Origin of the sequence: Nesterenkonia ebinurensis (genome assembly GCF_008711175.1) — a bacterium.
Taxonomy (GTDB): Bacteria; Actinomycetota; Actinomycetes; order Actinomycetales; family Micrococcaceae; genus Nesterenkonia; species Nesterenkonia ebinurensis.
Genome location: NZ_VWNF01000050.1, coordinates 36,419 through 59,113, shown reverse-complemented (window position 1 = coordinate 59,113; position 22,695 = coordinate 36,419). Strand labels below are relative to the sequence as shown.

The 22,695-nt window shown below is 65.8% G+C and carries 25 protein-coding genes; 13 read left to right on the top strand and 12 right to left on the bottom strand.

The genetic code is table 11. The features are described 5' to 3' along the window. Window positions 1-504, bottom strand: coding sequence for an FHA domain-containing protein FhaB/FipA (locus tag F0311_RS17415; RefSeq protein WP_150463226.1), 504 nt, complete (start codon window positions 502-504; stop codon window positions 1-3). 17 nt (window positions 505-521) lie between these two features. After that, on the bottom strand, window positions 522-1,283 hold the full coding sequence (locus F0311_RS17410) for an FhaA domain-containing protein (RefSeq protein ID WP_150463225.1): 762 nt from the start codon (window positions 1,281-1,283) through the stop codon (window positions 522-524). A gap of 267 nt (window positions 1,284-1,550) precedes the next feature. Here F0311_RS17410 and F0311_RS17405 point away from each other — a divergent pair, with 267 nt between their 5' ends. From F0311_RS17405 to mutM, 10 genes are all read left to right on the top strand, one after another. Further along, complete coding sequence (locus tag F0311_RS17405; RefSeq protein ID WP_150463224.1) at window positions 1,551-2,876, top strand: ABC transporter substrate-binding protein; 1,326 nt, start codon at window positions 1,551-1,553, stop codon at window positions 2,874-2,876. A gap of 3 nt (window positions 2,877-2,879) precedes the next feature. Further along, window positions 2,880-3,890 carry a carbohydrate ABC transporter permease gene (locus F0311_RS17400; RefSeq protein ID WP_150463223.1) on the top strand — a complete coding sequence of 337 codons (1,011 nt, stop codon included), beginning with the start codon at window positions 2,880-2,882 and terminating at the stop codon, window positions 3,888-3,890. Continuing rightward, on the top strand, window positions 3,887-4,801 hold the full coding sequence (locus tag F0311_RS17395) for a carbohydrate ABC transporter permease (RefSeq protein ID WP_150463222.1): 915 nt from the start codon (window positions 3,887-3,889) through the stop codon (window positions 4,799-4,801). Before F0311_RS17400 ends, F0311_RS17395 begins: the two co-directional genes overlap by 4 nt. Beyond that, on the top strand, window positions 4,798-6,240 hold the full coding sequence (locus F0311_RS17390; RefSeq protein ID WP_150463221.1) for a GH1 family beta-glucosidase: 1,443 nt from the start codon (window positions 4,798-4,800) through the stop codon (window positions 6,238-6,240). Before F0311_RS17395 ends, F0311_RS17390 begins: the two co-directional genes overlap by 4 nt. Window positions 6,241-6,245: 5 nt before the next feature. Then, a complete protein-coding gene (locus F0311_RS17385; RefSeq protein ID WP_150463220.1) occupies window positions 6,246-7,253 on the top strand; it encodes a LacI family DNA-binding transcriptional regulator in 1,008 nt (335 codons plus the stop codon). A 142-nt stretch (window positions 7,254-7,395) separates the two neighbouring features. Then, the gene (locus F0311_RS17380) at window positions 7,396-7,938 is read left to right on the top strand and encodes a YceI family protein (protein WP_150463219.1); all 543 of its coding nucleotides are present in this window, start codon (window positions 7,396-7,398) and stop codon (window positions 7,936-7,938) included. 285 nt (window positions 7,939-8,223) lie between these two features. Then, window positions 8,224-8,817 (top strand): GNAT family N-acetyltransferase, encoded by a 594-nt coding sequence (locus tag F0311_RS17375; RefSeq protein ID WP_191090017.1) that lies wholly within the window; start codon window positions 8,224-8,226, stop codon window positions 8,815-8,817. Continuing rightward, entirely contained in the window at window positions 8,817-9,335 is a 519-nt protein-coding gene (locus tag F0311_RS17370; protein ID WP_191090016.1) for a GNAT family N-acetyltransferase, read from the top strand. The genes F0311_RS17375 and F0311_RS17370 overlap by 1 nt, the downstream gene beginning before the upstream one ends. A gap of 28 nt (window positions 9,336-9,363) precedes the next feature. Then, a complete protein-coding gene (locus tag F0311_RS17365) occupies window positions 9,364-9,756 on the top strand; it encodes a GNAT family N-acetyltransferase (RefSeq protein ID WP_150463216.1) in 393 nt (130 codons plus the stop codon). A gap of 18 nt (window positions 9,757-9,774) precedes the next feature. Beyond that, complete coding sequence (gene mutM, locus F0311_RS17360; protein WP_150463215.1) at window positions 9,775-10,761, top strand: bifunctional DNA-formamidopyrimidine glycosylase/DNA-(apurinic or apyrimidinic site) lyase; 987 nt, start codon at window positions 9,775-9,777, stop codon at window positions 10,759-10,761. A gap of 19 nt (window positions 10,762-10,780) precedes the next feature. On the opposite strand, the gene F0311_RS17355 is transcribed toward mutM, so the two are convergent. Genes F0311_RS17355 through F0311_RS17320 form a run of 8 tightly spaced genes read right to left on the bottom strand, consistent with a single transcriptional unit; the run spans window position 10,781 to window position 18,276 of the window. Continuing rightward, entirely contained in the window at window positions 10,781-11,332 is a 552-nt protein-coding gene (locus F0311_RS17355) for a Na+/H+ antiporter subunit E (RefSeq protein ID WP_150463214.1), read from the bottom strand. After that, window positions 11,332-13,218, bottom strand: a complete 1,887-nt coding sequence (locus tag F0311_RS17350; RefSeq protein WP_223881458.1) for a complex I subunit 5 family protein — start codon at window positions 13,216-13,218, stop codon at window positions 11,332-11,334. The genes F0311_RS17355 and F0311_RS17350 overlap by 1 nt, the downstream gene beginning before the upstream one ends. Beyond that, on the bottom strand, window positions 13,218-14,804 hold the full coding sequence (locus F0311_RS17345) for a complex I subunit 5 family protein (protein ID WP_150463213.1): 1,587 nt from the start codon (window positions 14,802-14,804) through the stop codon (window positions 13,218-13,220). Before F0311_RS17345 ends, F0311_RS17350 begins: the two co-directional genes overlap by 1 nt. Continuing rightward, window positions 14,795-16,312, bottom strand: a complete 1,518-nt coding sequence (locus tag F0311_RS17340) for a complex I subunit 5 family protein (RefSeq protein ID WP_150463212.1) — start codon at window positions 16,310-16,312, stop codon at window positions 14,795-14,797. The genes F0311_RS17345 and F0311_RS17340 overlap by 10 nt, the downstream gene beginning before the upstream one ends. After that, window positions 16,309-16,614 (bottom strand): NADH-quinone oxidoreductase subunit K, encoded by a 306-nt coding sequence (locus F0311_RS17335; protein WP_150463211.1) that lies wholly within the window; start codon window positions 16,612-16,614, stop codon window positions 16,309-16,311. Before F0311_RS17335 ends, F0311_RS17340 begins: the two co-directional genes overlap by 4 nt. Further along, window positions 16,614-17,585 carry a Na(+)/H(+) antiporter subunit B gene (locus F0311_RS17330; protein WP_150463210.1) on the bottom strand — a complete coding sequence of 324 codons (972 nt, stop codon included), beginning with the start codon at window positions 17,583-17,585 and terminating at the stop codon, window positions 16,614-16,616. The genes F0311_RS17335 and F0311_RS17330 overlap by 1 nt, the downstream gene beginning before the upstream one ends. Beyond that, entirely contained in the window at window positions 17,582-17,926 is a 345-nt protein-coding gene (locus F0311_RS17325) for a cation:proton antiporter (RefSeq protein WP_223881457.1), read from the bottom strand. Before F0311_RS17325 ends, F0311_RS17330 begins: the two co-directional genes overlap by 4 nt. Then, complete coding sequence (locus F0311_RS17320; protein WP_150463209.1) at window positions 17,923-18,276, bottom strand: hypothetical protein; 354 nt, start codon at window positions 18,274-18,276, stop codon at window positions 17,923-17,925. Before F0311_RS17320 ends, F0311_RS17325 begins: the two co-directional genes overlap by 4 nt. Window positions 18,277-18,454: 178 nt before the next feature. On the opposite strand from F0311_RS17320, the gene F0311_RS17315 reads away from it, so the two are divergent. Together F0311_RS17315 and F0311_RS17310 are read left to right on the top strand one after the other, a co-directional pair. Then, a complete protein-coding gene (locus F0311_RS17315) occupies window positions 18,455-19,165 on the top strand; it encodes a dienelactone hydrolase family protein (RefSeq protein WP_150463208.1) in 711 nt (236 codons plus the stop codon). A 34-nt stretch (window positions 19,166-19,199) separates the two neighbouring features. Then, entirely contained in the window at window positions 19,200-19,925 is a 726-nt protein-coding gene (locus F0311_RS17310) for a LysR family transcriptional regulator substrate-binding protein (protein WP_150463207.1), read from the top strand. Here F0311_RS17310 and thiE read toward each other — a convergent pair. After that, window positions 19,822-20,535, bottom strand: coding sequence for a thiamine phosphate synthase (gene thiE / locus F0311_RS17305; RefSeq protein WP_150463206.1), 714 nt, complete (start codon window positions 20,533-20,535; stop codon window positions 19,822-19,824). The two genes, F0311_RS17310 and thiE, sit on opposite strands and share 104 nt — an antisense overlap. Window positions 20,536-20,782: 247 nt before the next feature. On the opposite strand from thiE, the gene F0311_RS17300 reads away from it, so the two are divergent. After that, window positions 20,783-22,057 (top strand): MFS transporter, encoded by a 1,275-nt coding sequence (locus F0311_RS17300; RefSeq protein WP_191090015.1) that lies wholly within the window; start codon window positions 20,783-20,785, stop codon window positions 22,055-22,057. Here the strand turns inward: F0311_RS17300 and F0311_RS17295 are convergent. After that, the gene (locus F0311_RS17295) at window positions 22,012-22,524 is read right to left on the bottom strand and encodes a hypothetical protein (protein WP_150463204.1); all 513 of its coding nucleotides are present in this window, start codon (window positions 22,522-22,524) and stop codon (window positions 22,012-22,014) included. The genes F0311_RS17300 and F0311_RS17295 overlap by 46 nt on opposite strands. Between the last annotated feature and the right edge of the window lie 171 nt (window positions 22,525-22,695).

Sequence of the window (22,695 nt, the reverse complement as noted above, 5' to 3'; positions counted from 1 at the left end):
TCAGGTCCTCAGTTCCAGCACGGTCTTGCCTATCCGGATCCGGTCACCAGGCTCCACCGTGGAGGCGCGGGTCAGCTGCTCATCGCCCAGCCAGGTGCCGTTGGTGGAGCCGAGGTCCTCCAGGAACCAACGGGAGCCCTGCGGGAAGAGCCGGGCGTGCTTACCGGAGGCGTAGTCGTCTTCGAGCACCACGGTGCATTCTTGGGCACGGCCCATCATGATCGGGGCGGAGCCCAGTTCCACCTCGGTGCCCACCAGAGGACCTTCGGAGATCACCAGCCGCTTGGGGCGCGGGCGCTGGGTCTGCCCGGAGTGGTGCACGGTGGCTGGGGTGCCGCCCTGCTCGGGGGCAGGGGCGGTTTGAGCGGCGCTGCGGTTGGCGCGGGTGCGGGCCCGCTTGGAGACCATCATGTCCCGTCCCTGGGCTGCGATGATCGAGAGGATCAGGATCCACAGCAGCAGCAGCAGTCCGAACTGGAGGACGGTGATGGCAAGTTCGCTCATAGTGTTTGGATGTGCCTTCAGCCGATTCGGAAGCGCATCCGCGCATTGCCCAGGGCGATCAGTGCGCCGTCGAACAGGTCGGCCTCGGCACTGCGCAGCTCGGTGCCGTCCACATAGGAGCCGTTGGTGGAGCCCAGGTCCCGGGCTATCCAGCGGGAGCCGGCCTGCACCACTTCCAGATGTTTACGGGAGACTCCGGTGTCGGAGATGGTGATATCCGCAGTGGAGGACCTGCCGATCACTGTGGAGGGGCCGCTGAGCGTATAGGAGCGGCCGTCGTGCTCCAGGCTGGCGGTGGTGGCTCGGGCGGCGTTGGCGGAGCGGCTCAGCCGACCGGGCAGTGCGGCGGTGGCAGCGGGTCCAGCGGCCGGGGCGTGGGCAGGCCGCGGCACGGAGGCTGCGGGGTTCACATCGCGGTCGGACTGGGACTCGATGCTCATCTGGCCGCGGCGCAGCTCGGTGTTCTTCACGAAGGTGGCCTTCACCGGGCCCAGCAGGGTATAGCCCTGGGAGTCGGCATGCCGCAGGATCTCCTCGCAGAGTTCCTCGGCCAGGGCGGTGCCGTACTTCTTGGCCTCGGCGAAGTCATCTTCCGAGAGCCGGATCTTGTACAGGTTGGGCACTAGGGCCGCACCGTTGGCAGCTGTGGACGACTCGCGGTCCATATGGCGGCGCACTGCAGTGGCGATCTCCACGGGTCCGACGCTCCCTCCGCGTCCGGAGAAGGCGCCCCGGACCGCTTTCTCAATTCCTCGTTCCAGGGTGTCCAGCAGTCCCACAGGCACCTCCTTCAGGTCTCTGGTTCGGGTGCGTCCGCCGCTGTGGGCGCTTCGGCTTCTGCGGCGGGCACACTGTGGGCATTATTGCGCAGAGTCTACTGTCTCACCCTGTGCCTGCTCCGCTCAAACCCTCAAGGAGCCCCGGAGACTCAGCCCCAGGGCTTGTGATGCTTGCCATAGGCCATTCATTAGTGTTAGCGTCCTCACACTGTGAGAGCGCTCTCACACCAGCTCGCATCAGATAACCAATTCCGATGAGGAGGAACTGTGAGCACAACAGATTTCCATCAGGGACGACGCCGCGGCCGCACTACCGGCCGGCGACTGGCCCCGGTTGCCGCACTCTCCGCAGTAGCGGCACTGCTCCTGTCAGCCTGCGGGGACAACGGCGATGACAATGGTTCCGGCTCCGGCGGTGCAGAGGCGCCTGAGTCGCTGACCGTGACCACTTTCAACGAGTTTGGCTACGAGGATCTCTTCGAGGAGTACGAGGAACTCACCGGCATCCGGATTGAGCACAACAAGGCCGATACCGCCGAGAACGCCCGCGACTCGCTGCGCAACAGCCTGGGCGCCGGCTCCGGTGCCAGCGATATCGAGGCCGTGGAGGTGGACTGGCTGGTGGAGTTCATGCAGTACTCCGACCAGTTCGAGGATCTCTCCGAGGACGCCTCGGCAGACCGTTGGCTGGACTGGAAGTACGAGGACGCCGCCGCTGAGGATGGCCGGGTGATCGGCTTCGGCACCGATATCGGCCCGCAGGCCCTGTGCTACCGAGCAGATCTCTTTGAGGAGGCCGGGCTGTCCAGCGACCGCGAAGAGGTCGCCGCCGTCCTGGACGGCGACTGGGACAACTACTTCGACCTGGGCCGCGAGTTCGTGGCCGCCTCCGACTCAGCCTGGTACTCCGGATCAGACAATATCTGGCAGGGCATGATCAACCAGGTGGAGGTGCCCTTCGAGACCGAGGATGGCGAGATCATCGCCGACACCAACCCGGAGGTCAAGGATCTCTACGACCAGCTGCTCACCGCCAGTGTGGACGATGAGCTCTCCGCCGGGCTCTCCCAGTGGTCCGGTGACTGGGCTGATGCCTTTCAGCGAGACGGCTTCGCCACCATGCTCTGCCCCGGCTGGATGCTCGGGGTCATCGAAGGCAACGCCGACGGCGTCGAGGGCTGGGACGTTGCCGATGCCTTCCCGGGCGGCGGCGGCAACTGGGGCGGCTCCTACCTGACCGTGCCCATCCAGGGTGAGAACGTGGAGGCCGCCAAGGAGCTGGCTGCCTGGCTGACCGAACCCGAGCAGCAGATCAAGGCCTTCGAAGCCATCGGCGCCTTCCCCTCCACCGTGGAGGCACTAGAGTCGGAAGAGATCCAGTCCGCCACCGATGAGTTCTTCAATGACGCCCCGGTCGGCGAGATCCTGGCCAACCGGGCTGAGGCCATCGAGGTCCAGCCCTTCAAGGGACCCAACTACCTGCTGATCAACGTGGCCATCCAGGACGCGCTGAACCGGGTGGACGTGGACGGGGTGGATGACCCCGAGACCTCCTGGGAGAAGTTCCTGGACGATGTTGAGGCACTGAAGTAGTCAATGGCCTCTGCTCCTCGCATGGACTTACGGTCCCGGGCCTCGGCCTGGGACCGGAAGTATTCCCCGTATCTCTACATCAGTCCGTTCTTCATCCTCTTTGCCATCGTCGGGCTCTTCCCCCTGCTCTACACCGTCTGGGTCGCCGCACACGATTGGGACCTCATCATGGGCCAGGGCGAGTTCGTCGGATTCGAGAACTTCACGCATATCCTGGGCCAGCGCGCCTTCTGGATCTCGCTGCGCAATACCCTGAGCATCTTCATCCTCTCCACGGGGCCCCAGGTGCTTTTCGCGATTGTGATCGCCTATATGCTAGACGCCCACCTGCGCGCCAAGACCTTCTGGCGGATGGGTGTGCTGCTGCCCTATGTGGTCACCCCGGTGGCCGTGGCCCTGATCTTCGGCAACCTGTTCGCCGAGCGCTTCGGCCTGGTCAACTCCGCCCTGGAGACCATCGGGCTGAACCCGGTGGGTTGGCAGTCGGACTCGCTGGCCAGCCACATCGCGATCGCCACGATGGTCAACTTCCGATGGACCGGCTATAACGCGCTGATCTTCCTGGCCGCTATGCAGGCCATTCCCCGCGACCTCTACGAGCAGGCCGAGATTGACGGTGCGGGCAGAGTCCGCCAGTTCCTCTCGGTCACCGTGCCGATGCTGCGCCCAACCATCATCTTCGTGGTGATCACCTCCACTATCGGCGGGCTGCAGATCTTCGACGAGCCCCGCATGTACGACCACTCCGGCCGCGGCGGCTCCGACGGCCAGTGGCGCACTATGACCCTCTACCTCTATGAGCTGGGCTGGACCCGCTCCGACTTCGGCCGGGCTTCGGCGGTCGCAGTGCTGCTGTTCCTGCTCATCGTGGCCATCGGCATCATCAACTTCATGATCACCCGCCGCATCGCCACCGCTGACGGGGCCAGACAAGCTCCGCCAACGCGTGCCGGCCGGCGTGCCGCAGGGCGCGCCCGGGGGAAGAAACTCAGCAGGAAGGAGGCTGCCCGATGACCGCAGCAGCACCTATTGCCCCGGTGGACGAGCAGGCAGACAGCGGCCGTACGCTGGGCCGCAACCGGCGGCGTCGTTCTTCCCCCGGCGGTGCTCAGCGCCGCCCCGGCTTCATCATCTACGGCTGTCTGGCCGCCGTGGTGCTCGGCGGGCTGTTTCCGCTGTGGTGGTCGGCGCTCATCGGCTCCCACCACGCGACCATCCTGTCCCAGACCTCCTTCCCCTGGTGGCCGGGCGGGAACTTCTTCGCCAATGCCGCCACCGTGATGGATACGGTGCCGTTCTGGCGGGCCACGCTGAACTCCATCATCGTCTCCACCACCACCGCGTTCTCCGTGGTGATCTTCTCCACCCTGGCCGGATACGCCTTCGCGAAGCTGCGCTTCAAGGGCTCGGGCCCGCTGCTGGTCTTTGTGATCGCCACTATGGCAGTGCCCACCCAGCTCGGCGTCGTCCCGCTCTACCAGGTGATGGCCAGACTCGGCTGGACCGGTGAGCTGACCGCGGTGATCGTCCCAGCACTGGTGACCGCCTTCGGGGTGTTCTGGATGACCCAGTACCTGCGCCAGGCGATCCCCGATGAGCTCATCGAGGCCGCCACGGTGGACGGCTGCAATATGATCCGCACCTTCTACCATGTGTGCCTGCCCGCAGCACGGCCGGCGGCTGCAATGCTGTTCCTGTTCACTTTCGTGATGAACTGGACCAACTTCTTCTGGCCGTTCATCGTGCTGGGCCCCTCCAACCCCACTCTGCCGGTGGCCCTGCAGCAGCTGCAGGCCGCCCACTTCGTGGACTACTCGCTGGTGCTCACCGGGGCGACCCTGGCCACTGTGCCGCTGCTGATCCTCTTCGTCTTCACCGGCCGCCAGCTGGTGTCCGGAATTATGCAAGGAGCTGTCAAAGCATGACCGTCACTTCCACCGCCCCCGCTGCGGCACCCACCGCGGTGCAGTTCCCTCCGGGGTTCCTCTTCGGCTCGGCCACCGCCGCATACCAGGTGGAGGGAGCCCACGACGCCGCGGGTAGGGCACCCAGTATCTGGGACACCTTCTCGAAGACCCCGGGGAAGGTGCATGCCGGGCACACTGGGGACACCGCCTGTGACCACTACCACCGGTACCGCGAGGACGTGGCCCTGATGAAGTGGCTGAACCTGAAGGTCTACCGGTTCTCGGTGAGCTGGTCCCGGGTGATGCCCGACGGGGTCACCGTCAACCCCGAGGGCCTGCGCTTCTACTCCGAGCTGGTGGACGAGCTGCTGGCCGCCGGGATCATCCCCTGGTTGACCCAGTACCACTGGGACCTGCCGCAGGCGCTGGAGGACGCCGGGGGATGGGCCAACCGGCAGACCGCCTACGCCTTCGAGAAGTACGCCCAGGTCCTGCATGAGGCTCTAGGGGACAGGGTGCGGCACTGGACTACGCTGAACGAGCCCTGGTGCTCCGCGTTCCTGGGCTACGCCAACGGCCACCACGCTCCGGGCCGTACCGAGCCCGGCGCCGCCCTGGCAGCGGCCCACCACCTGCTGTTGGGCCACGGACTGGCGGTACGCACACTGCGGCAGCGGGACCCACAGCTGGAGCTGGGCCTGACCCTGAACTTCACCGACTACCGGCCAGCAGATCCGGACTCCCCCGGGGACCGGGACGCCGCCCGCCGGCTGGACGGGGCCTTCAACCGGTTCTTCATCGATCCGGTCATCCGCGGAGTCTACCCGGCGGATGTGCTCACCGACCAGACCGGGCTGTGGCCTTCAGGCACCGTGCAGGAAGGCGACCTGGAGATCATCTCCGCACCCATCGATGTGCTGGGGGTGAACTTCTACACCGGCGAGCTGCTCACCGGTGCGGCCCCGGAGCAGGCACCGGCGGCCGCAGCCGCCGCACGGGCCAGCGGCGAACCCAGCCCGAATGTGGGCTCGGAGCATGTGACCTCGGTGCGCCGCGGCCTGCCGCAGACCGCTATGGGCTGGGAGGTCTACCCGCAGGCTCTGCAGGACCTGCTGGTCCGCCTGCATGAGCAGTACACCTCAGAACTCGGCGTCGTCCTCTATGTCACCGAGAACGGAGCGGCCTATGACGATGCCGTGGAGCCGGACGGCTCAGTGCATGATCCGCAGCGGCTGGACTACATCCGCCGCCACCTCAAGGCGGTGCACGCCGCGATCGAGGCCGGTGCCGATGTGCGCGGCTACTTCGTCTGGTCGCTGCTGGACAACTTTGAGTGGGCCTTCGGCTATGACAAGCGGTTCGGGATTGTCCGGGTGGACTATGGCACGCTGGAGCGCACCCCCAAGGCCAGTGCGCACTGGTATGCCGAGGTGGCCCGCACCGGTGTGGTGGACTAGGAGATATGCCAGCTAAGCGACTACCCACCTTGGAGGATGTTGCCGCGCGCGCCGGGGTCTCCCGGGCCACCGCCTCCCGGGTGGTTAACGCCGACCCCAGAGTCGGCCGGCTGGCCAGGGAGGCAGTCCAGGAGGCCATCGTGGAGCTGGGTTACCGACCCAACCGCAATGCGCGCTCCCTGGTCCGCCCGGAGGTCGATTCGATTGCGGTGGTGGTTCCGGAGGCTGAGGAGACGGTCTTCTCCGACCCCTTCTTCGCCGCGCTGCTGGCAGCGATCACCCAGTCGCTGGCCGATTCCCCGGTGCAGGTACTGCTGGCCATGGGCCAGCCGGGCGACTCCCAGAAGATCGAGCGCTACCTGCGCGGTGGCTACACCGACGGGGCGATCGTGGTCTCCCATCATAAGGATGACCACATCTGGCAGGTGCTCACCGCCACCAAGCTGCCGGCGGTATATGTGGGCAGACCCTATGCCGGGGATGTGGGGATCCCCTATGTGGACGTGGACAACCGTGCCGGTGGGGCATTGGCCGCCCAGCAACTGGTCAGCACAGGACGACGCCGCATCGGCACCATCACCGGAGCAATGGACATGGCAGCCAGTGAGGACCGGCTGGCCGGCTGGCGGGAGCAGCTGCACAGTGCGGGGCTGGACGCCGGCCTGGTGGAGCACGGTGACTTCAGCGCAGCCTCGGGGGCGGTGGCGATTCGCCGCCTCCTGAAGCGTGAGCCTCAGCTCGACGGGGTGTTTGTGGCCAGCGACCTGATGGCGGTCGCAGCCGTGCATGAGCTGCAGGCTGCAGGGCGGAAGGTGCCCGAAGAGATCGCGGTGGTGGGCTTCGACAACTCCCAGGCGGCCGAGCTGACCCGGCCCCCGCTGACCACGGTGGTCAACCCGGTCACTGCTCTGGCCGGCACAGCGGTCAAGCTGCTGCTGAGGCTGCTGGAGGAGCAGCCTGTGGAGTCCCGAGTGATCCTGGAGACGAAGCTGGTCCGGAGAGCCTCTGCGTAACATCAGGGTGAACTTCACGTGAAGTCATACAAATTTGAAATAAATCCAGGTTCCGCTAAGTTGCAAAGAAGCGAGCCGCAAGACTGCGGCGTCACACTGTCGCTGGACAGCAACCCAAGCCCTTGAGAAGGAGATCAACATCATGGCAGCAACTCTGAACCCCGGCACCTGGACTCTGGACGCCTCCCACTCCGAGATCGGTCTGACTGTGCGTCACGCCGGCATCTCCAAGGTCCGGGCGCTCTTCGAGGAAGCCACCGGCACCCTGGACGTGAAGGAGGACGGCTCCGCAGATGTCAAGGCTGTGGTGCGCGCCGAATCCTTCAACTCCAAGAACGGTGACCGTGACGCCCATGTGCGCGGCGAGGACTTCCTGGACGCCGAGAAGCACCCGGAGCTGACCTTCGTGGCCACCGGCATCAAGCCCTCCGGCGAGGTTTTCGACCTGACCGGCGAGCTGACCATCCGCGGCGTATCCAAGACCGTGACCTTCGAGGTCGAGTTTGGTGGCCAGGCGGTGGACCCCTTCGGCCTGACTCGCGCCGGCTTCTCCGCCTCCACCACCATCTCCCGCAAGGAGTTTGGCCTGACCTGGAACGCAGCCCTTGAGGCCGGCGGTGTACTGGTTTCCGACAACGTCAAGATCGAGCTCGACGCCTCCTTCGTCCTCAACCAGGACAGCTGATCCCTCACTGCTTCGCTCAACCAGTACACAGCACGACGACGCCCCCGCACCTTCCAGAGGTGGCGGGGGCGACGTTTTCTCTCACGTTTCTCTCAAACCACGCTTATCTTGAGAGAAAAGAGGTAGGCGGATTCTAGGAGTCGTTGCACCAGCACCCAGAGCATCAGCGGCCCGAAACCCTGCTCCGGTCGCGGATCACTTGGGATGTGGAGTAGCGGCGTAAATCTGCGATATTCCTTACATCCCACGCCTCTCCTCTCTGATCCCTGCGATTATGCTGGAGGGGTGCTGAAACAGATGGTCATCCGGGAGCCAGAAACAGCGGATGCAGAGCGGATTGCGGTGGCACACTCGATTGCTGCCAGAGAGGCCTACGGGCATTACTTCCCGCGTGAGTGGATGCTGGCGCGCAACACCCCGGAGCGGCGCACCGAGCAGTGGACGGAGCAGCTGGCCACCTATGCCCGCGGTGATTCAGGATGGCGGATCCGGATCGCCGAGGACGGCGACAAGGTGCTCGGCTTCGGGATCTTCGGCAGACCGCGGGATGAGGACGCCCCTGCACCCCAGGAGCTGCACCGGCTCTACGTGCTCTCCGAGGCTTACGGAACCGGCCTGGCCACCAGGCTGCTGCAGGCGCTGAACCCCGAGCCGGCCTCGTCGTCGTTTCGCTCACGCTCCGCAAGCGCCTCAGGAGACAGCGCACGATGGCGTGGCTCCGCTCGGCTCAATCGGGCCTACCTGTGGGTGATGGAAAACAATCCGCGCGCCATCGCTTTCTACCGCAAGCACGGCTACACACCCGACGGCACACTCAAGCGCCTGGAGAACATCGGCGGGCACCGGATCCTGCGTATGGTGCAGAAGGGGAATCATTGATGAGCAGTGAGTACACCATCCGGCATCCGCGGATGGATGAAGCGCAGGAACTGGCCGCGGTGCATGTGACGTGCTGGGAGCAGGCGTACTCCGGGATTCTGCCGGATCAGTTCTGGAATGAGCAGGCCTTGCAGCGGCGCATCGACTCTTGGCGGCAGATGCTGGCGGACCCCGCGCACCGTGCCCGGACGCGGGTGGCCGAGGTGGACGGTGAGGTGATCGGTATCGCCCAGATCGGCCCGCCTCGTGAGGATGACCTGGACGTGGAGCATGAGCTCTACATGATCTACCTGCTGGCTGAGCACCACGGGTGCGGGGCCGCCGAAGACATGCTCACCGAACTGCTCAATGACAAATCCGCCTCGCTGTGGGTGCTTAGGGACAACCCACGTGCGCTGGCCTTCTATCGCAGGTACGGATTTGAGTCTGACGGAGTGGAGAAGGATCTCGGTGATGACCGTGGTGCCGAGGCGCTGAGCGGGATTGTAGAGATCCGCATGGTCCGCGGCTCGAAGTAGGGGCCGCACACCCCCAGGAGATGGCAGGATGGCAGCTATGAACGGGAACCTGCAGATCCGGCAGCAGATCACCACCACACCTGTCCACCGCGAACGCGCCCGGGTGGCAGAGCTGGACGGGAGCCTCATCGGCCTGGCCATGGTGGGGAAGCCGGAGGATCAAGACACCGAGACCAGCCTCCAGCTCTACCTGATCTATCTGCTCGCTGAGCACCACGGCTGTGGTGCTGCCTCCCGGCTGCTGACTGAGCTGCTGGGTGAACAGCCCGCCTCGTTGTGGGTGTTCAAGGACAATCCGCGGGCCCAGGGCTTCTATCGCAAGCACGGGTTCGAGCCCGACGGTTCGGAGAAGGACCTCGGGGAGGAGGAGAACGATGCCTCCCTGCGCGGGGTGGTGGAGCTGTGCATGGTGCGCCGATGAGCAGAGGAGAGAGCGGATATGCCTGAGCTGCCTGAGGTGGAGGTGGTGCGTCGAGGTGTGGCGCAGTGGGCCGCCGGCCGGCGGGTGGAGCAGGTCCATGTCCACGATGACCGCAGTCTCCGGAGATTCGCTGAGGGACCGGCGGAGTTCTCCCGCCGGCTGACTGGGCTTGTGCTGGGGGCGCCTCAGCGGCGGGGAAAGTTTCTGTGGGTCCCGCTGGAGTCTGCGGGCGAGCCGCTGGCGGTGGCACTGGTGGTCCACCTGGGCATGAGCGGTCAGGTGCTGATCGAGCAGCGCGAGGCTCCTGAAGAACGGCACCTGAAGATCACGTTGGATCTGGGGAACACAGCGGACGACGCCGTCATACTGGGTTCTGTTGGGGAAATTGCTTGGCTGCCAGGTCAGCTGCGGTTTGTGGACCAGCGGATCTTCGGCGGGATGCAGCTCTCGCCGCTGGTGCCGGATGCGGTGGTGCCGGAATCTGGGCGGCTTATTCCGGAGATTGCTGCGCATATCGCTCCTGACCCACTGGAACCTGTGGTGACCGGGGAGTGGCTTTTCCAGGTGCTCAGACGGCGTCGCACTGGGTTGAAACGAGCCCTGCTGGACCAGACTGCGATCTCCGGGGTGGGAAACATCTACGCCGATGAGGCGCTCTGGCGGGCCCGGATGCACTACGCCCGTCGGACTGAGACGGTCACCCGTGCCCAGGCGGGGCTGCTGCTGACAGCACTGCGCGAGGTGATGGAGGCCGCGCTCGCCGCCGGCGGGACCAGCTTTGATGCGCTCTACGTCAACGTCAACGGGGCCTCCGGGTACTTCGACCGGTCGCTGGCGGTCTACGGACGAGCTGGGCGTCAGTGCTCTCGGTGTGCTGGTCTGCAAGAGTCAGGTGAGCTGGCTGCCCGGCGCAGTGTGGGGGCCATCCGACTGGAGAAGTTCATGAACCGCTCCTCCTACTTCTGCCCGGTATGCCAGCCCAGGCCCCGCAACGGCCGCTGGTGAACCCCGGGTGACTGCAGGTTCAGTTCACCGCGCGGGCTACCCGGTGCTGCAGAGTCTGCCACTGGGCGGCGGGGTCCAGCTCTGCGGCCAGAGTGTGCAGCTCCACATGGGTGGGCTCAGCGGTATGCCCATCACCGTCCATCAGGGAGGTGGCGCCGGTGGCGTCGGTGGTGCGCTGGATCATCGAGCCTGGCATCAGGTTCATCATCACCATCGCCAGCTGCCGGGCATGGCCCTCCTGCAGCTCAAAAGGTGCGCTGACCACAGCAGGCTCGATCCGCACCGGGCGGCGCAGCGAGCGCAGAGCCACATCCACCCCGCCGAGCACCGACTGCCACACGAACCACAGGAACAGGGTCGCAGCATGCCAGGCCCGCTGCGGCCAGCCGGCGATCCGCACCGGGGACCGCGGGGGTGCCAGCCACAAACTTAGTGTGGTGCAGATGGCCACTGAGACCACCCCGTAGACCGCGTAGTCGCCGTTGAGCCCGGCGAAGAACACCCACAGCAGGCCCAGCACCACGACACGCAGCAGCGCAGCCGCCGTCCAGGTGAGGAGGCGTTCACTCATCACCACACACCTCCTGTCCACATAATGATCAGCACTGCCACGGTGGTCAACACCAGTATCACGAGACCCGAGCCCTCCCAGCTACCCAGAGAGCCCTCGGCGCTCGCGGTCAGCCGACGGGTGCGCTCGGCTAGGTTCTGTGCGACACGGGCACTGGCATTGCGCACTTTGCCAGCGGCCCGGTGCGCAGCATTCAGCCCAGGGGAGGCATGCTGCCAGCTGCGCATCGCCAGCGATTCTTCAGCCACAATCAGATCCCCAGGCTGAAGAATGCTCATTCCGCCGGCGCGCGCAAGTCGGGCTCGGCTCTCGCCTGCCTTACTGCGGCCTTCACCCCTTAAAGTCAGCTCACTCGCTTCGCTCTGGGCCTGACCGCCCGTGCCCCTGTTTCGTACATAGAGCCAGACGACTGCGCCGAGACCGAGCGCCAGCAGGATCGGCCAGCTGGCATCCCAGAGTGCACCGGCGGACCAGCTGAACTCCGGATCGTCTGGCAACCAAGCGGCCCCGATGAGCCAGGGCACCGCAATACCGGCTGCACACACCGCCAACCACGAAGCTAACTCACCATCGGCTCCAGGACGGGGGCGGACTTCGGTGTGGCTCACTATGAAAGCGAAGCGGATCAGCAGCAGAGTCGAACCAGTTGCCACCAGCGGCAGCAGCTGATCCAGCCCCACCCCCAGCACCGCGAAACCCTCCACCGCCTCCTTGGAGACATACTTGCCATAGGCGCCTGAGGTCAGCGGTGCGCCGGCCACAGCCAGGCCGGCACCGGCCATACCGATGAGCACCAGCACCCCGGTTCCACCGCGACCGTAGTGCTTGACGACTGGCACCCCCAGGAACAGCGCCCCCTTGGCCAGCCCGTGATGCACCGCGTAGAGCACTGCAGCCGCCATGGCAGCACCGGCGCTCTCCGGCACCAGCAGGGCGACGGCCACCAGACAGGCGATGAATCCCATCTGAGAGATGGTCGAATATGCCAGCACCACCTTGGGATCTGACTGCAGCACGCCGACCACCACCGCGGCGAAGGCCCCCAGCAGGGCCAGGACCAGCAGAGTGTTTCCGGCGGTGGCGAGGGCGGCGGCGTCGTCCCCAATGGGGAGGAACCGCAGCCACCCGACCAGTCCCGCCTTGACCATCGCCCCGGAAAGCACCGCGGAGGCAGCAGGCGGAGCCGCCGGATGGGCCAGCGGCAGCCACATATGCAGCGGCACAGTGCCAGCCTTCACCCCGAAGCCGATCAACAGCAGAGCCACGATCAGCCCGGTGTGCTCACTGGCGGCCACTGCGGAGGGTGCATCAGCCACTAGGTAACCACCAGCACTCGCAGTGAGGATAAGTCCAGCAAGTATGGCGGTTTCGGAGAAGACTGACATCACCAGGTAGATCCGGGTGGCCCGGTGGGCCGAGGCGGTGCGGTAGTGGATCACCAGTCCGGCGGCGGAGAAGCTCATCACCGCAAATGCCAGATAGAAGGTGACCGCATCAGCGGCCAGATAGGTACCGATGTTCCCGGCGAAGCACACCATGAGGAACGCGCTCAGCGCCCCGGAGCCGCGTTCGGCGTCGCGCAATTTAACCCAGGTGACCGCCATCAGCGCCGCCCCGTAGAGCAGGGCAGCGATCAGCACCAGCGCTCGGGCAGCGGCATCCATGTGCAACACCGTGCCGAAGAGCAGCCAGTCGAGGCTCAGCTCAGCCCCGGGTGCAGCCAGGGTCAGCACTACGGTCGGAGCCACGGTCAGCGGGGAGAACAGCGCCGCTGACCTTCGCACTCGGTGTGCCTGCTCCGCGGCCAGGGCCCCGGCCAGCGCAATCAGCGCCACCGCGGCCAGCGGCAGCAGCAGGCTCAGCGCAATCAGAGCAGCCCCCAGCATCAGCCGAACACCCCCTCAGCGATGAACCGGGCGATCTGCAGGGGAGAGAAGGTCAACGACGTCGCCAACCCCACGCCCAGGGTGAACCCGGCAGTGCAGAGCGCCGGCACCAGCAGCATCCCCGGCTCCCGTATTTTGGAGAGGTGGCCGCGCCTCCGGCTGGGCGCTGCCTCAATCGCCTCGGCAGACTCGGCACCCCTGCTGGTGACCTCATGGCTCAATCGCTCGCCGTCATCTGGCTCACCGAACCAGAGTGAATACACGACGGGCAAAAAATACGCAGCATTCAGCAGCGAGGAGACCACCAGCACCACCAGCACCCACGGGTGCGGAGAATCCAGGGCACCTAGCCCTAACTGCCACTTGGAGACAAACCCGGCAGTGGGCGGCAGCCCGATCATCCCGAAGGCCCCCACGGTGAAGGCCGCCGAGGTCCAGGGCATCCGCCGCCCGGCCCCGCGCAGCTGAGCGATCGTATGCGCCCCCATGGATTCAGCGAACAGGCCCGCGCAGAAGAACAGGGTGATCTTCATGAGCCCCTGATGCACCAGGTGCACCACCCCACCAGCGGTCCCGGCCACCGAGAACATGGTCACCCCCAGCACCACATAGCTGACCTGGGAGATCGTGGAGAAGGCCAGCCGCCGTTTGATCTCGCTCTGCCGCAGCGCCTGGTAGGAGCCGTAGATCACGGTGATGCTGGCGATGACCAGCAGCGGGGTCAGCACGCCCAGCTCCCAGGCCACATGGATGCCATAGACGTCATCGATCACCCGCACAATCCCGAACACCCCGGCCTTGACCACTGCCACTGCGTGCAGCAGCGCAGACACCGGAGCCGGGGCCACCATGGCGGCAGGCAGCCAGGAGTGCAGCGGAACCAGGGCGGACTTCACCCCCAGCCCGCCCACCAGCAGGACAAAGATGAGTACGACGACGCCGGGGGAGCGGGCGGCCAGTTCCGCCACGTCAGCTGCCCCACCCTCAGCGAAGTCCACCGCCCCAGCCTCCATGGTCAGCCAGACCACCCCGATGAGCACCGCCACCCCGCCGCCCAAGGCATAGCGCATATACAGCTTGGCCGCGTTCAGGGACTTCTCATCCCCCCAGTGGGCCACCAACGGATAGGTGACCAGAGTCAGCAGCTCGTAGAACACTAAGAAGGTGATGAGGTTCCCGGAGAAACTGATCCCCACGGTGGCGGCCACGCACAGACCGAAGAACCCAAAGAACCGGCTGCGGTTCGGTTTGCCCTCCAGATAGCCGATGGCATACACGGTGGTCAACAGCCAGAGCACCGCAGAGAGTCCGGCGAAGAACAGCGCCAGCGGATCCACCCGCAGCACCAGGCTGATTGCCTCACCGCCGGCGGTGGGCAAGAACGGTACCGAGAACTCCGGACGTGCACCCTCGGCTACCACCGGTGGGACCAGCAGAATGATCAGCACCAGTTTGGCCACCGCACCGCCGAGATTGATGGTGCTGCGTAGCTTCACTGAGTGCTCAGGCAGCGGGAAGATCATGGCGGCCACCGCCACCGAGAGCAGCACCAGCAGCAGCGGTATGAGGCTATTGGTCACCACCATGCGCCCACCTCCAGCAGGTCGGCCAGCCAGGCGCCCAGCAACCCGGTGCCGATGGTGGCCAGGCCCAATAGTATGACTGCGGCTTCGCCGAGACGGATGCGCTGCGTGACCGGCCCGGCGGCCGGTGCGTCTTCGGGCTGCTCAGCCGGCGCGAGCAGCAGGGGGGCGATGCCGCGCAGCAGATACCCTGCCGTAAGCAGAGTCCCGGCGGCAATTACCACAACCAGCCACCAGTGCCCGGCAGCCACCGCGGCGGTGGTCAGCTGCCACTTGCCGGTGAAGCCCAGGCTGATCGGCAGCCCGATCAGCCCCACCGCGCACATGCCCATCGCCAGGATCAGCGCTGGCTGATGCACCCCGGCCCCGCGTAGCGCATCAATCTCATCAGTGCCGCAGCGGTCCTTCAGCAGCCCTGCAGCAGCAAACAGACCCGCTTTGGCGATCGCGTGCCCAGCTGCCAGGGAAACTACTGCATGAAAGGCACCTGCGGCCAGGGCGTCGTCGTTGTTGTCTGTGGGCAGCAGCGGGAAGGCCAGAAACCAGTAGCCGATCTGAGCCACCGTGGAGTAGGCCACCAGGGGTTTGAGCCGGGTCTGGCGCAACGCCAGCACCGAGCCCACCAGCACTGCGGCCGCACCTAGGGCCCCCAGCAGCCAGGCCAGCCATTGGCTGCCCTGCACCAGCGGCACTGCCCAGAGCCAGGTGCGCAGCAGTACCACCAGTGCCGCTTTGATCACCAGTCCTGAGAGGATCGGAGAGACCGCACTGGGTGCTGCGGAGTGCGCCGGCACCAGCCAGCGGTGCATCGGCAGCAGGGCGATCTTCATGCCTAGCCCTAAGGTGATCAGCACCAGCGCCAGCAGCGGTGCCGCCTGATCATCGAGCTGCTCGAGTGCCTCACGGGTCTGCTCAATATCCAAGGTGCCGGTCACTGAGACCAGCAGCCCCACCCCAGCCAGGAACAGCAGGGAACCCAGCACGGCGATGAACAGGTAGCGCAGGGCAGCTTCCCAGGAGCTGCGCCCGCCCAGGGCCACCAGTGCTACCGCGGTCAGGCCCACCAGCTCCAGGCCCACATACAGGTTGAACAGGTCCCCGGAGAGGTACACCGCATTCAGCCCCGACCAGCAGCCCAGCCACAACGGCCAGAAACCTGGGTTTCCCGGCTGCCAGGAGGAACCGCTAAAGTAACTGCCCTCAGCTTTGGTCACCACCGCGGCGTACCCCGTCAGCACCAGCCCCACCAGGGCAGTGACTCCCAGGAAGACTGCGGCCAGACCGTCGCCGCGCAGATGAATGCCCAGCGGGGCTTCGAACCCGCCCAGCACCAGCTCCGGCAGGTTCGAAGCCGATACCTGGGCGATCACCGGCACGGTGAGTCCGGCGGTCAGCACCCCGAACACCACCCCGAGGATCCGGCGCCACAGGTGCGGCAGCACGATCATCACCGCCGCTGCCAGCAGGGGCAGCAGTACCAAGCCGCCGAGGCTGAACTGGGCTAACGTCACCGCGCATCACCGCCGTCAGTGTCCTGTGCACCTTCGATCCGGCGGATCAGCACTGCGCCCAGGCCGGTGAACGCCACAGCAATCACCAGGCCGGTGATCACCAGGGCCTGCAGCACCGCATCCGGGGCATCCGCCCGGGCGGCCAGCGCCACCAAGGTCAGCAGCACCCCGATTCCGGTGACATCCAAGGCGATCAGCCGGGCCAGCCGGTCCCGGACCAACAGCAGCCGCACCATGCCGAACACGGTGACTGCCGAAGCGATCATCAGATACCAGGTGATGGTATCCAGCTGAAGCAGCATCAGCGCACCCCCTCGGGATTCTCCAAGGTCAGGAAGAGGGTGTACAGCCCGGCAGCGATCCCGGCGGTGAGCAGCACCTCCACGATCAGCACCACGACGAAGGCCCACCCCGGCTCCCAGGACAGCCAGGGCAGCCCCAGCACCGGACCCAGCAGCCCGGCCAGAATAAAAATCACGACGCCGCCCACCAGCACTGGGCGCAGCCAGTGCTCCGTGGCTGTCCCCAGGCTTACCTGCGAAGTCCGTAAGAGGATGAAGGCGGCAGCCAACACCGCCCCGGACTGGAAGGCCCCACCGGAGTCAGCAGAACCGGCGAAGAGCAGCCAGAGACCCAGCAGGACCAGTGCCGGGGCCAACAGCCGGGCCGCCCAGGGCAGTGCGGAGGGCACCGGCGGCATAGGGGAGGAGGTCTGATGGACCCCCAGACGGTGGGTGCCGGGGGTGGAGAGCCCGCCTCCACGGCACAGCGCCAGCACCGCGGCAGCGGTGAGCATCAAGATGGCCGATTCCAACAGAGTGTCATAGGCGCGGAAGGCCAGCAGTACCCCGGTAATCGGGTGCTCCACTCCGGTGTCCGGCAACTGCTGGTCAACACTCTGACGCCAGGCCGGCAGCTGCTGGTCCACTCGTAACCACACGGCGGCCATGACCATGGTGAGACCGGATCCGGCAATTGCACCGATGACCGGGCGCAGCCAGGGCAGCCGCGGACTGGACTGCATCCCCCCGGCCCCAGGGGGCTCGGGGCTGCGTATGGCCAGCCACACCATCAGTGCCGAGAGCAGACCGGTGCCGATAGCCGCCTCAGCCAGCGCCACGTCCAGAGAGTCCAGCCGCAGCCACACCATAGTGATCACGATCCCTAAGGCCAGGAACCCCATAGTGAACACCAGACGGGAGCGCGGGATCAGGCTGAGCCCGGCGACGGCCAGCACGGCCAGGCCCAAGGTGATGTCGATGGGGGAGATCACCGGTCATCACCTGCCTCAGGTGAGGCGGCGTTGTCGTAATGTGTCGGCTCACGCTGCTCCGCATGATCAGCCTCCAGGCCGGCGATGACATGCGCAGAGACCGAGGCCCCGGCCAGGGCGAAGAGCCAGCACAGCAGCATCAGTCCCGCGATCGCCCAGTCAGCCAGCCAGAGCGCGGAACCCACCAGGACCAGCCCGAGCCCCAAGTTGTCCGCCTTGGTCAGCGCATGCAGCCGGGAGCGCACATCGGAGAAGCGGATCAGCCCCAGAGTGCCCACGGTGAAGAAGAAGGCCCCACCGATGATCAGCACTGCGGCCAGCACATCCAGCACCAGGCTCATAGGCGTTCACTCCGCTCCGCGGTGGAGCCGGCGGTGTCATGGCCCTCGGCGGCGTCCTGCCGGGTGCGGGCACCAGCAGCGGCGCGCACCGCAGCGGTCAGTGCGGCGGTACCGGTGAGGATCAGTGCAACATCCAGCAGCCGGAACGGCGGGTTGAGACTCTCTCCCAGGATGGACTCCAGCACGATCAGCAGCGCCACCATGCCGGCCCCGGTGGTCCCGGTCAGCAGCACCACCAGCAGCCAGTTCTCGCTGAAGCCCCGGCGGGCGAAGGCGAACAGGGCTACCAGGAAGTTCAGCAGCAGTACGATCAGGACCACGGACAGGATGACCACCATCACCTGATCCACGTGCGTTCCTCCTTGTCAGCTCCTCATCGCATGCGTCGAATCTACCCCTAAGGTCAACCTTGTGGCAGAACGAGGACATTCCCGGCTAAGGATTCGCAGCTGCTCTTCACCGCTGCAGCTGTGTTCAGTAGTCTGAACAGGGAAGATGTGCTCACCCAGGTACTCATAGGAGGATCCCATGGCAGAGAAGACCCCGCACCAGAACATCACCTTCCAGCTGCCCAGCGCTGAGGTCACCGATACCGGTCACGGCTATCTGGCCACCCCGCCCTCTGGGTCGGGCCCGGGGATCATCGTCATCCAGGAGTGGTGGGGCCTGACTGACCACATCAAAGAGGTCACCGACCGACTGGCGGCTTCAGGGTTCGTGGCACTGGCCCCCGATCTCTACGGCGGCTGGATCACCCATGACGGCGAGGAGGCCGGGGAGATGATGTCCAAGCTGCCCGCCGAGGAAGGCGCCCGGCAGCTGGCCGGAGCTACCGACTTCCTGCTGGCCCACCAGGACGTCACCTCCACATCCGTGGGTGCCATCGGCTTCTGCATGGGCGGGGGCTTCGTGCTTGCCCTGGCCGCCCAGCAGGGCGAGAAGGTCTCAGCTGCGGTGCCGTTCTACGGGGTCGGGCAGGCGGTGCCGGAGACCTACACCGGGGTGAAGGCGGCGGTGCAGGGGCACTATGCCAAGCAGGACCAGATGTACCCGGAGGAGCAGGCCCGTCAGCAGGAGGCCCAGATTCGTGAGGAGTCAGGCGCGGAGGTGGAGTTCTTCTACTACGATGCCGGCCACGCCTTTCACAACGACGAGAACCTCATCGGCACCTACGACCCCGAGCTCGCCCAGCTTGCCTGGGACCGCGCCGCAGACTTCCTCCGCAAGCAGGTGAAGTAGGGGCACGGTGCTGCCGCGCCGGTAGGCTGATCAGATGCGGATCGGGGCGATGGCAGGGGCAGCGCCGGACAAATGGATGCGGCGCTGGCGCCAGAGGTATCCCGATATCCCGCTTGAGGTTCACTATTACGACGACGCCGGCGTGCTCGAGCGCCTCACCGCAGGCACCGTGGACATCACCTACCTCCGCAGCCGCCCAGGCACCCCCGCTCCGGATAAGGACACGTTTCACGCAGTGCAGATCTACACCGAGGAGCCGGCGGTCTGCGCCTCGCGGGACCACTGGGTGGCTGCGGCTGAGAATTCTGTGGACTGGGTGGAGATCGCTGACGAGCCATTCATCGACCCCTCGCAGATGGGGGTGGCAGCTCATGACCCGCATACGGCGCTGACCGGTGCAGACCTTGCTGCTGCCGAACGGACGGCCATGGAGGTGGCCGCCGCAGGGGCAGGACTGGTGGTGGTGCCAAACTCAGTGGCACGGGCAGTGAGCCGAAAGGACGTCGTCGTCCGCACTGTTGCTGGTCAGCCGGGGTATCCGGTCTCTCTGGTGTGGCTGCGCGAGAGAGACTCAGAGGAGATCCAGGAGTTCATCGGGATTGCGCGCGGGCGCAAGGAGTCCTCAGGTCGCAGTCAGCTTGCACCGAAGCAGAGGGCTAAGCCGGCAGGTGCTCGCGCAGGGTCCTCGCCGCGGCAGCCACGTCCGAAGCCTGGGTCACCGCGCGGACGACCACCACGCGGTCGCCGCCGGCTCCGGTGACCTGCCCGATGTTCTCCGTGTTGATCCCGCCGATGGCGAAGAACGGTTTCACAGATTCCAGACCAGCCGCCTGAGCCACCAGCTCGGTGCCCACTGCCGCGCGGCCGGGCTTGGTGGGGGTCTCCCAGACCGGACCGGTGCAGTAATAGTCGATGCCGATGTCTGAATCAGCTTCCCGCACCTGTGTCAGGCTCCGGCAGGAGCGGCCGATGATCACGTCATCACCCAGGATAGCCCGGGCATGATCGGTGGCCAGGTCCTCCTGGCCCACGTGGAACACATCCACTCCGGTGATCAGCGCCAGGTCCGCCCGGTCATTGGCCGCAGAGAGGCCAGCGTACTCATCGGCTACCTCTTTGAGCAGGGTCAGGGCGGCGATCTCGGTGCGGGCTGAGACGTTCTTGTCCCGCACCTGGATGATGTCCACGCCCCCGGCATAGGCCTCGGCGAAGAAGCTGCGCAGCGCCTCGAAGTCCAGCTCGTCCACAGGGCCGGCCTCTGGGCGGGTGATGAACCGCTGCAGGTCGGTACAGACGTAGAGCCTGGAGGCCAGCAGACGCTCGCGCCGCAGCTGGCCAAGATGGGTGGGTTCTGGAGTGGCGGTAGTCATGACTCCACAGTATCGGGTGCAGCTGAACTCCCTCCCACCTCGCAAAATCAGGCACTTGTCGGATTATCGACACTTCATGAGCTGTAGATAACCCAACAATCCCCTGAAAATCCGATCCGGGATAATGTGGAGCCCATGTTCTTCATGCGCGTGTAGCTCTTCGACCGCGAACCGCCCCGCCGAGCATCCGGCCTGGGTGTTGTTTGCCGTCCCTGGAGACCTACTACGCCCTGAAAGAAGAACTCTCATGACATCCCTCCCTGTCCAGCGGCGCGCGCTGATGGCATCCAACGGCTCCGCAGCCGCCCACACCTCAGCTCTGGACGTCGCCACCGACGTGCTGTTCGTGACCATCCTGGGGGCCGCGGCCTACCAGATGGGACTGATCAACGCCCTCGGCTCGCTCAGCTTCCTGCTGCTGGCTGTGCCCATCGGGATCCTCATCGACCGCAGCCACCCGCTGCTGATCCTGCGCTTGGCCCAGATGGTGCTGCTGGTACTCGTCAGTGCGCTGTTGGCCCTGCACCTGATCGGAGTGCTCACCATCTGGCTGGGCATGGTACTGGTCACGCTCATTGGGGTGTGCACCACCGCATTGAGCGCCAGTAAGGAGACTCTCGCTCCGCGCCTGATCGAGTACGACGCCGACCGCACCTCCTATGTCTCCCGGTTCGTCTCCCGGCTGACCTCGACGGACGAGACCGTACGCATCATTGCGCCCGCTGCGTCCGGCCTGGTGATCACAGCGTGGGGAGCCTCAGCGCTGATCGGGATCAGCATCGCCCTGCTCGGCATCGCCCTGCTGTCACTTACGCCAATCCGGAGGACCGCCCTGCCTGCGGCCGAGGCCAGCACAGATGACGACGCCGGATCAGCGGCACCTGCCCCCAAAACCGCATTCTGGAAAACTGTGACTGCCGGGTTCACCGAGTTGACCAAACTGCGGCAGCTGCTGGCCATCACCCTGCTGGTGACTGCCACCAATGCCGCGATCAGCTTCGGTACCGCGGTGGAGGTCATCTTCCTGCTGGAGGTGCTCGGTCTTGACCCCGCCCTCTTCGGTGCCGCCCTCAGCGCGGGCGCAGTGGGCGGGCTGCTCGGCGCTCTGGTCGGACCGCGGCTGCTGCCTCGCTTTACCGCACCTCAGATTGTGGTGGCCGGAACGTTGGGACAGGTGGTGGCGTCGTCGTTCTACATAGTGGCTGCCTTTACGACTCTTCCGGTGGCAGTGGCGCTGGTGTTCGCGCACAGTGTGCTCTGGGGCTTCGCAGTGGTGGCGGCATCGGTGGCCAATATGGGCTGGGCGGCTTCGATCATGCCGGAGTCACACTTCGGGCGGATCACCACCGCGCGACGCACCCTGACTATGGGCGTGGTGCCAGTGGCCGGGCTGTTCGGCGGGGTCTCTGGATCGGTGCTGGGGATTGTGCCGACCCTGGCGATCTGGCCGTGCATCACAGCCTCGGCGCTGGTGATCTATGCGCTGGTATCTCGGATGCGCTCGCGCTCGGCTTCCCGCTGACGCTCTGCCCGCTGAGCAGCCACGCGTTCGTTGGCCTGCTTGACCTGCCACCAGGTGGCCCAGCCGGCCGCCGCGCCCATCGCCACCCGAGGGGCCGGGATGCGCAGCTTGCGCACAAGGTTTTCCATGGCAGTGTCGGACCACACGGAGAGTTTCCATCCCCCGTACATGGCGGCACCGGCAGCCACGGCCATCCCTGCCCGGGTGACCGGCTTGATCTCCTCGACCTCGTTGATCTGTTCGGGGTCATCGCCGGCCCACTCACATAGCTTGCGCAGCACCTTGGTGGTGGCCCCCGGGGTGGCTACCATAGCGGTCACCCCAATTGCCGGGCCCCATGCCATGGTGGTCTTCAGCCAGCCGGGGTACTTGCGCACCGGGAACAGGGTCAGCACACCCACAGCAGCCGCCTGGCCCCAGGGGTCGGCGAGGAAATGGTATGCGGCGTCGTTCTTCTGCTCGGTCATACCTTCACCCTAGGGAGCCCACCGCCGCGCCACATCCGTCTCTGGGATGAGATTCTGAGCCAATGTTGAGCTGACGTGCTGTTCAGGTGCAGACCCAGCTCCTAAGTTGAAAACCCCAAGCGGCCCACAGAGGAGCTCAACTCGTTGCACCGGAGCTGCCGGGCCGGCATT

Excerpts from the sequence above, each read along its gene's own strand:
- F0311_RS17345 (WP_150463213.1), bottom strand. The coding sequence starts at position 14,804 with ATGGTGGTGACCAATAGCCTCATACCGCTGCTGCTGGTGCTGCTCTCG.
- F0311_RS17385 (WP_150463220.1), top strand. The coding sequence starts at position 6,246 with ATGCCAGCTAAGCGACTACCCACCTTGGAGGATGTTGCCGCGCGCGCC.
- F0311_RS17315 (WP_150463208.1), top strand. The coding sequence starts at position 18,455 with ATGGCAGAGAAGACCCCGCACCAGAACATCACCTTCCAGCTGCCCAGC.
- F0311_RS17295 (WP_150463204.1), bottom strand. The coding sequence starts at position 22,524 with ATGACCGAGCAGAAGAACGACGCCGCATACCATTTCCTCGCCGACCCC.
- F0311_RS17335 (WP_150463211.1), bottom strand. The coding sequence starts at position 16,614 with ATGCTGCTTCAGCTGGATACCATCACCTGGTATCTGATGATCGCTTCG.
- thiE (WP_150463206.1), bottom strand. The coding sequence starts at position 20,535 with ATGACTACCGCCACTCCAGAACCCACCCATCTTGGCCAGCTGCGGCGC.
- F0311_RS17380 (WP_150463219.1), top strand. The coding sequence starts at position 7,396 with ATGGCAGCAACTCTGAACCCCGGCACCTGGACTCTGGACGCCTCCCAC.
- F0311_RS17325 (WP_223881457.1), bottom strand. The coding sequence starts at position 17,926 with ATGAGCCTGGTGCTGGATGTGCTGGCCGCAGTGCTGATCATCGGTGGG.
- F0311_RS17350 (WP_223881458.1), bottom strand. The coding sequence starts at position 13,218 with ATGCTGGGGGCTGCTCTGATTGCGCTGAGCCTGCTGCTGCCGCTGGCC.
- mutM (WP_150463215.1), top strand. The coding sequence starts at position 9,775 with ATGCCTGAGCTGCCTGAGGTGGAGGTGGTGCGTCGAGGTGTGGCGCAG.
- F0311_RS17310 (WP_150463207.1), top strand. The coding sequence starts at position 19,200 with ATGCGGATCGGGGCGATGGCAGGGGCAGCGCCGGACAAATGGATGCGG.
- F0311_RS17415 (WP_150463226.1), bottom strand. The coding sequence starts at position 504 with ATGAGCGAACTTGCCATCACCGTCCTCCAGTTCGGACTGCTGCTGCTG.
- F0311_RS17365 (WP_150463216.1), top strand. The coding sequence starts at position 9,364 with ATGGCAGCTATGAACGGGAACCTGCAGATCCGGCAGCAGATCACCACC.
- F0311_RS17355 (WP_150463214.1), bottom strand. The coding sequence starts at position 11,332 with ATGAGTGAACGCCTCCTCACCTGGACGGCGGCTGCGCTGCTGCGTGTC.
- F0311_RS17300 (WP_191090015.1), top strand. The coding sequence starts at position 20,783 with ATGACATCCCTCCCTGTCCAGCGGCGCGCGCTGATGGCATCCAACGGC.
- F0311_RS17370 (WP_191090016.1), top strand. The coding sequence starts at position 8,817 with ATGAGCAGTGAGTACACCATCCGGCATCCGCGGATGGATGAAGCGCAG.
- F0311_RS17400 (WP_150463223.1), top strand. The coding sequence starts at position 2,880 with ATGGCCTCTGCTCCTCGCATGGACTTACGGTCCCGGGCCTCGGCCTGG.
- F0311_RS17390 (WP_150463221.1), top strand. The coding sequence starts at position 4,798 with ATGACCGTCACTTCCACCGCCCCCGCTGCGGCACCCACCGCGGTGCAG.
- F0311_RS17395 (WP_150463222.1), top strand. The coding sequence starts at position 3,887 with ATGACCGCAGCAGCACCTATTGCCCCGGTGGACGAGCAGGCAGACAGC.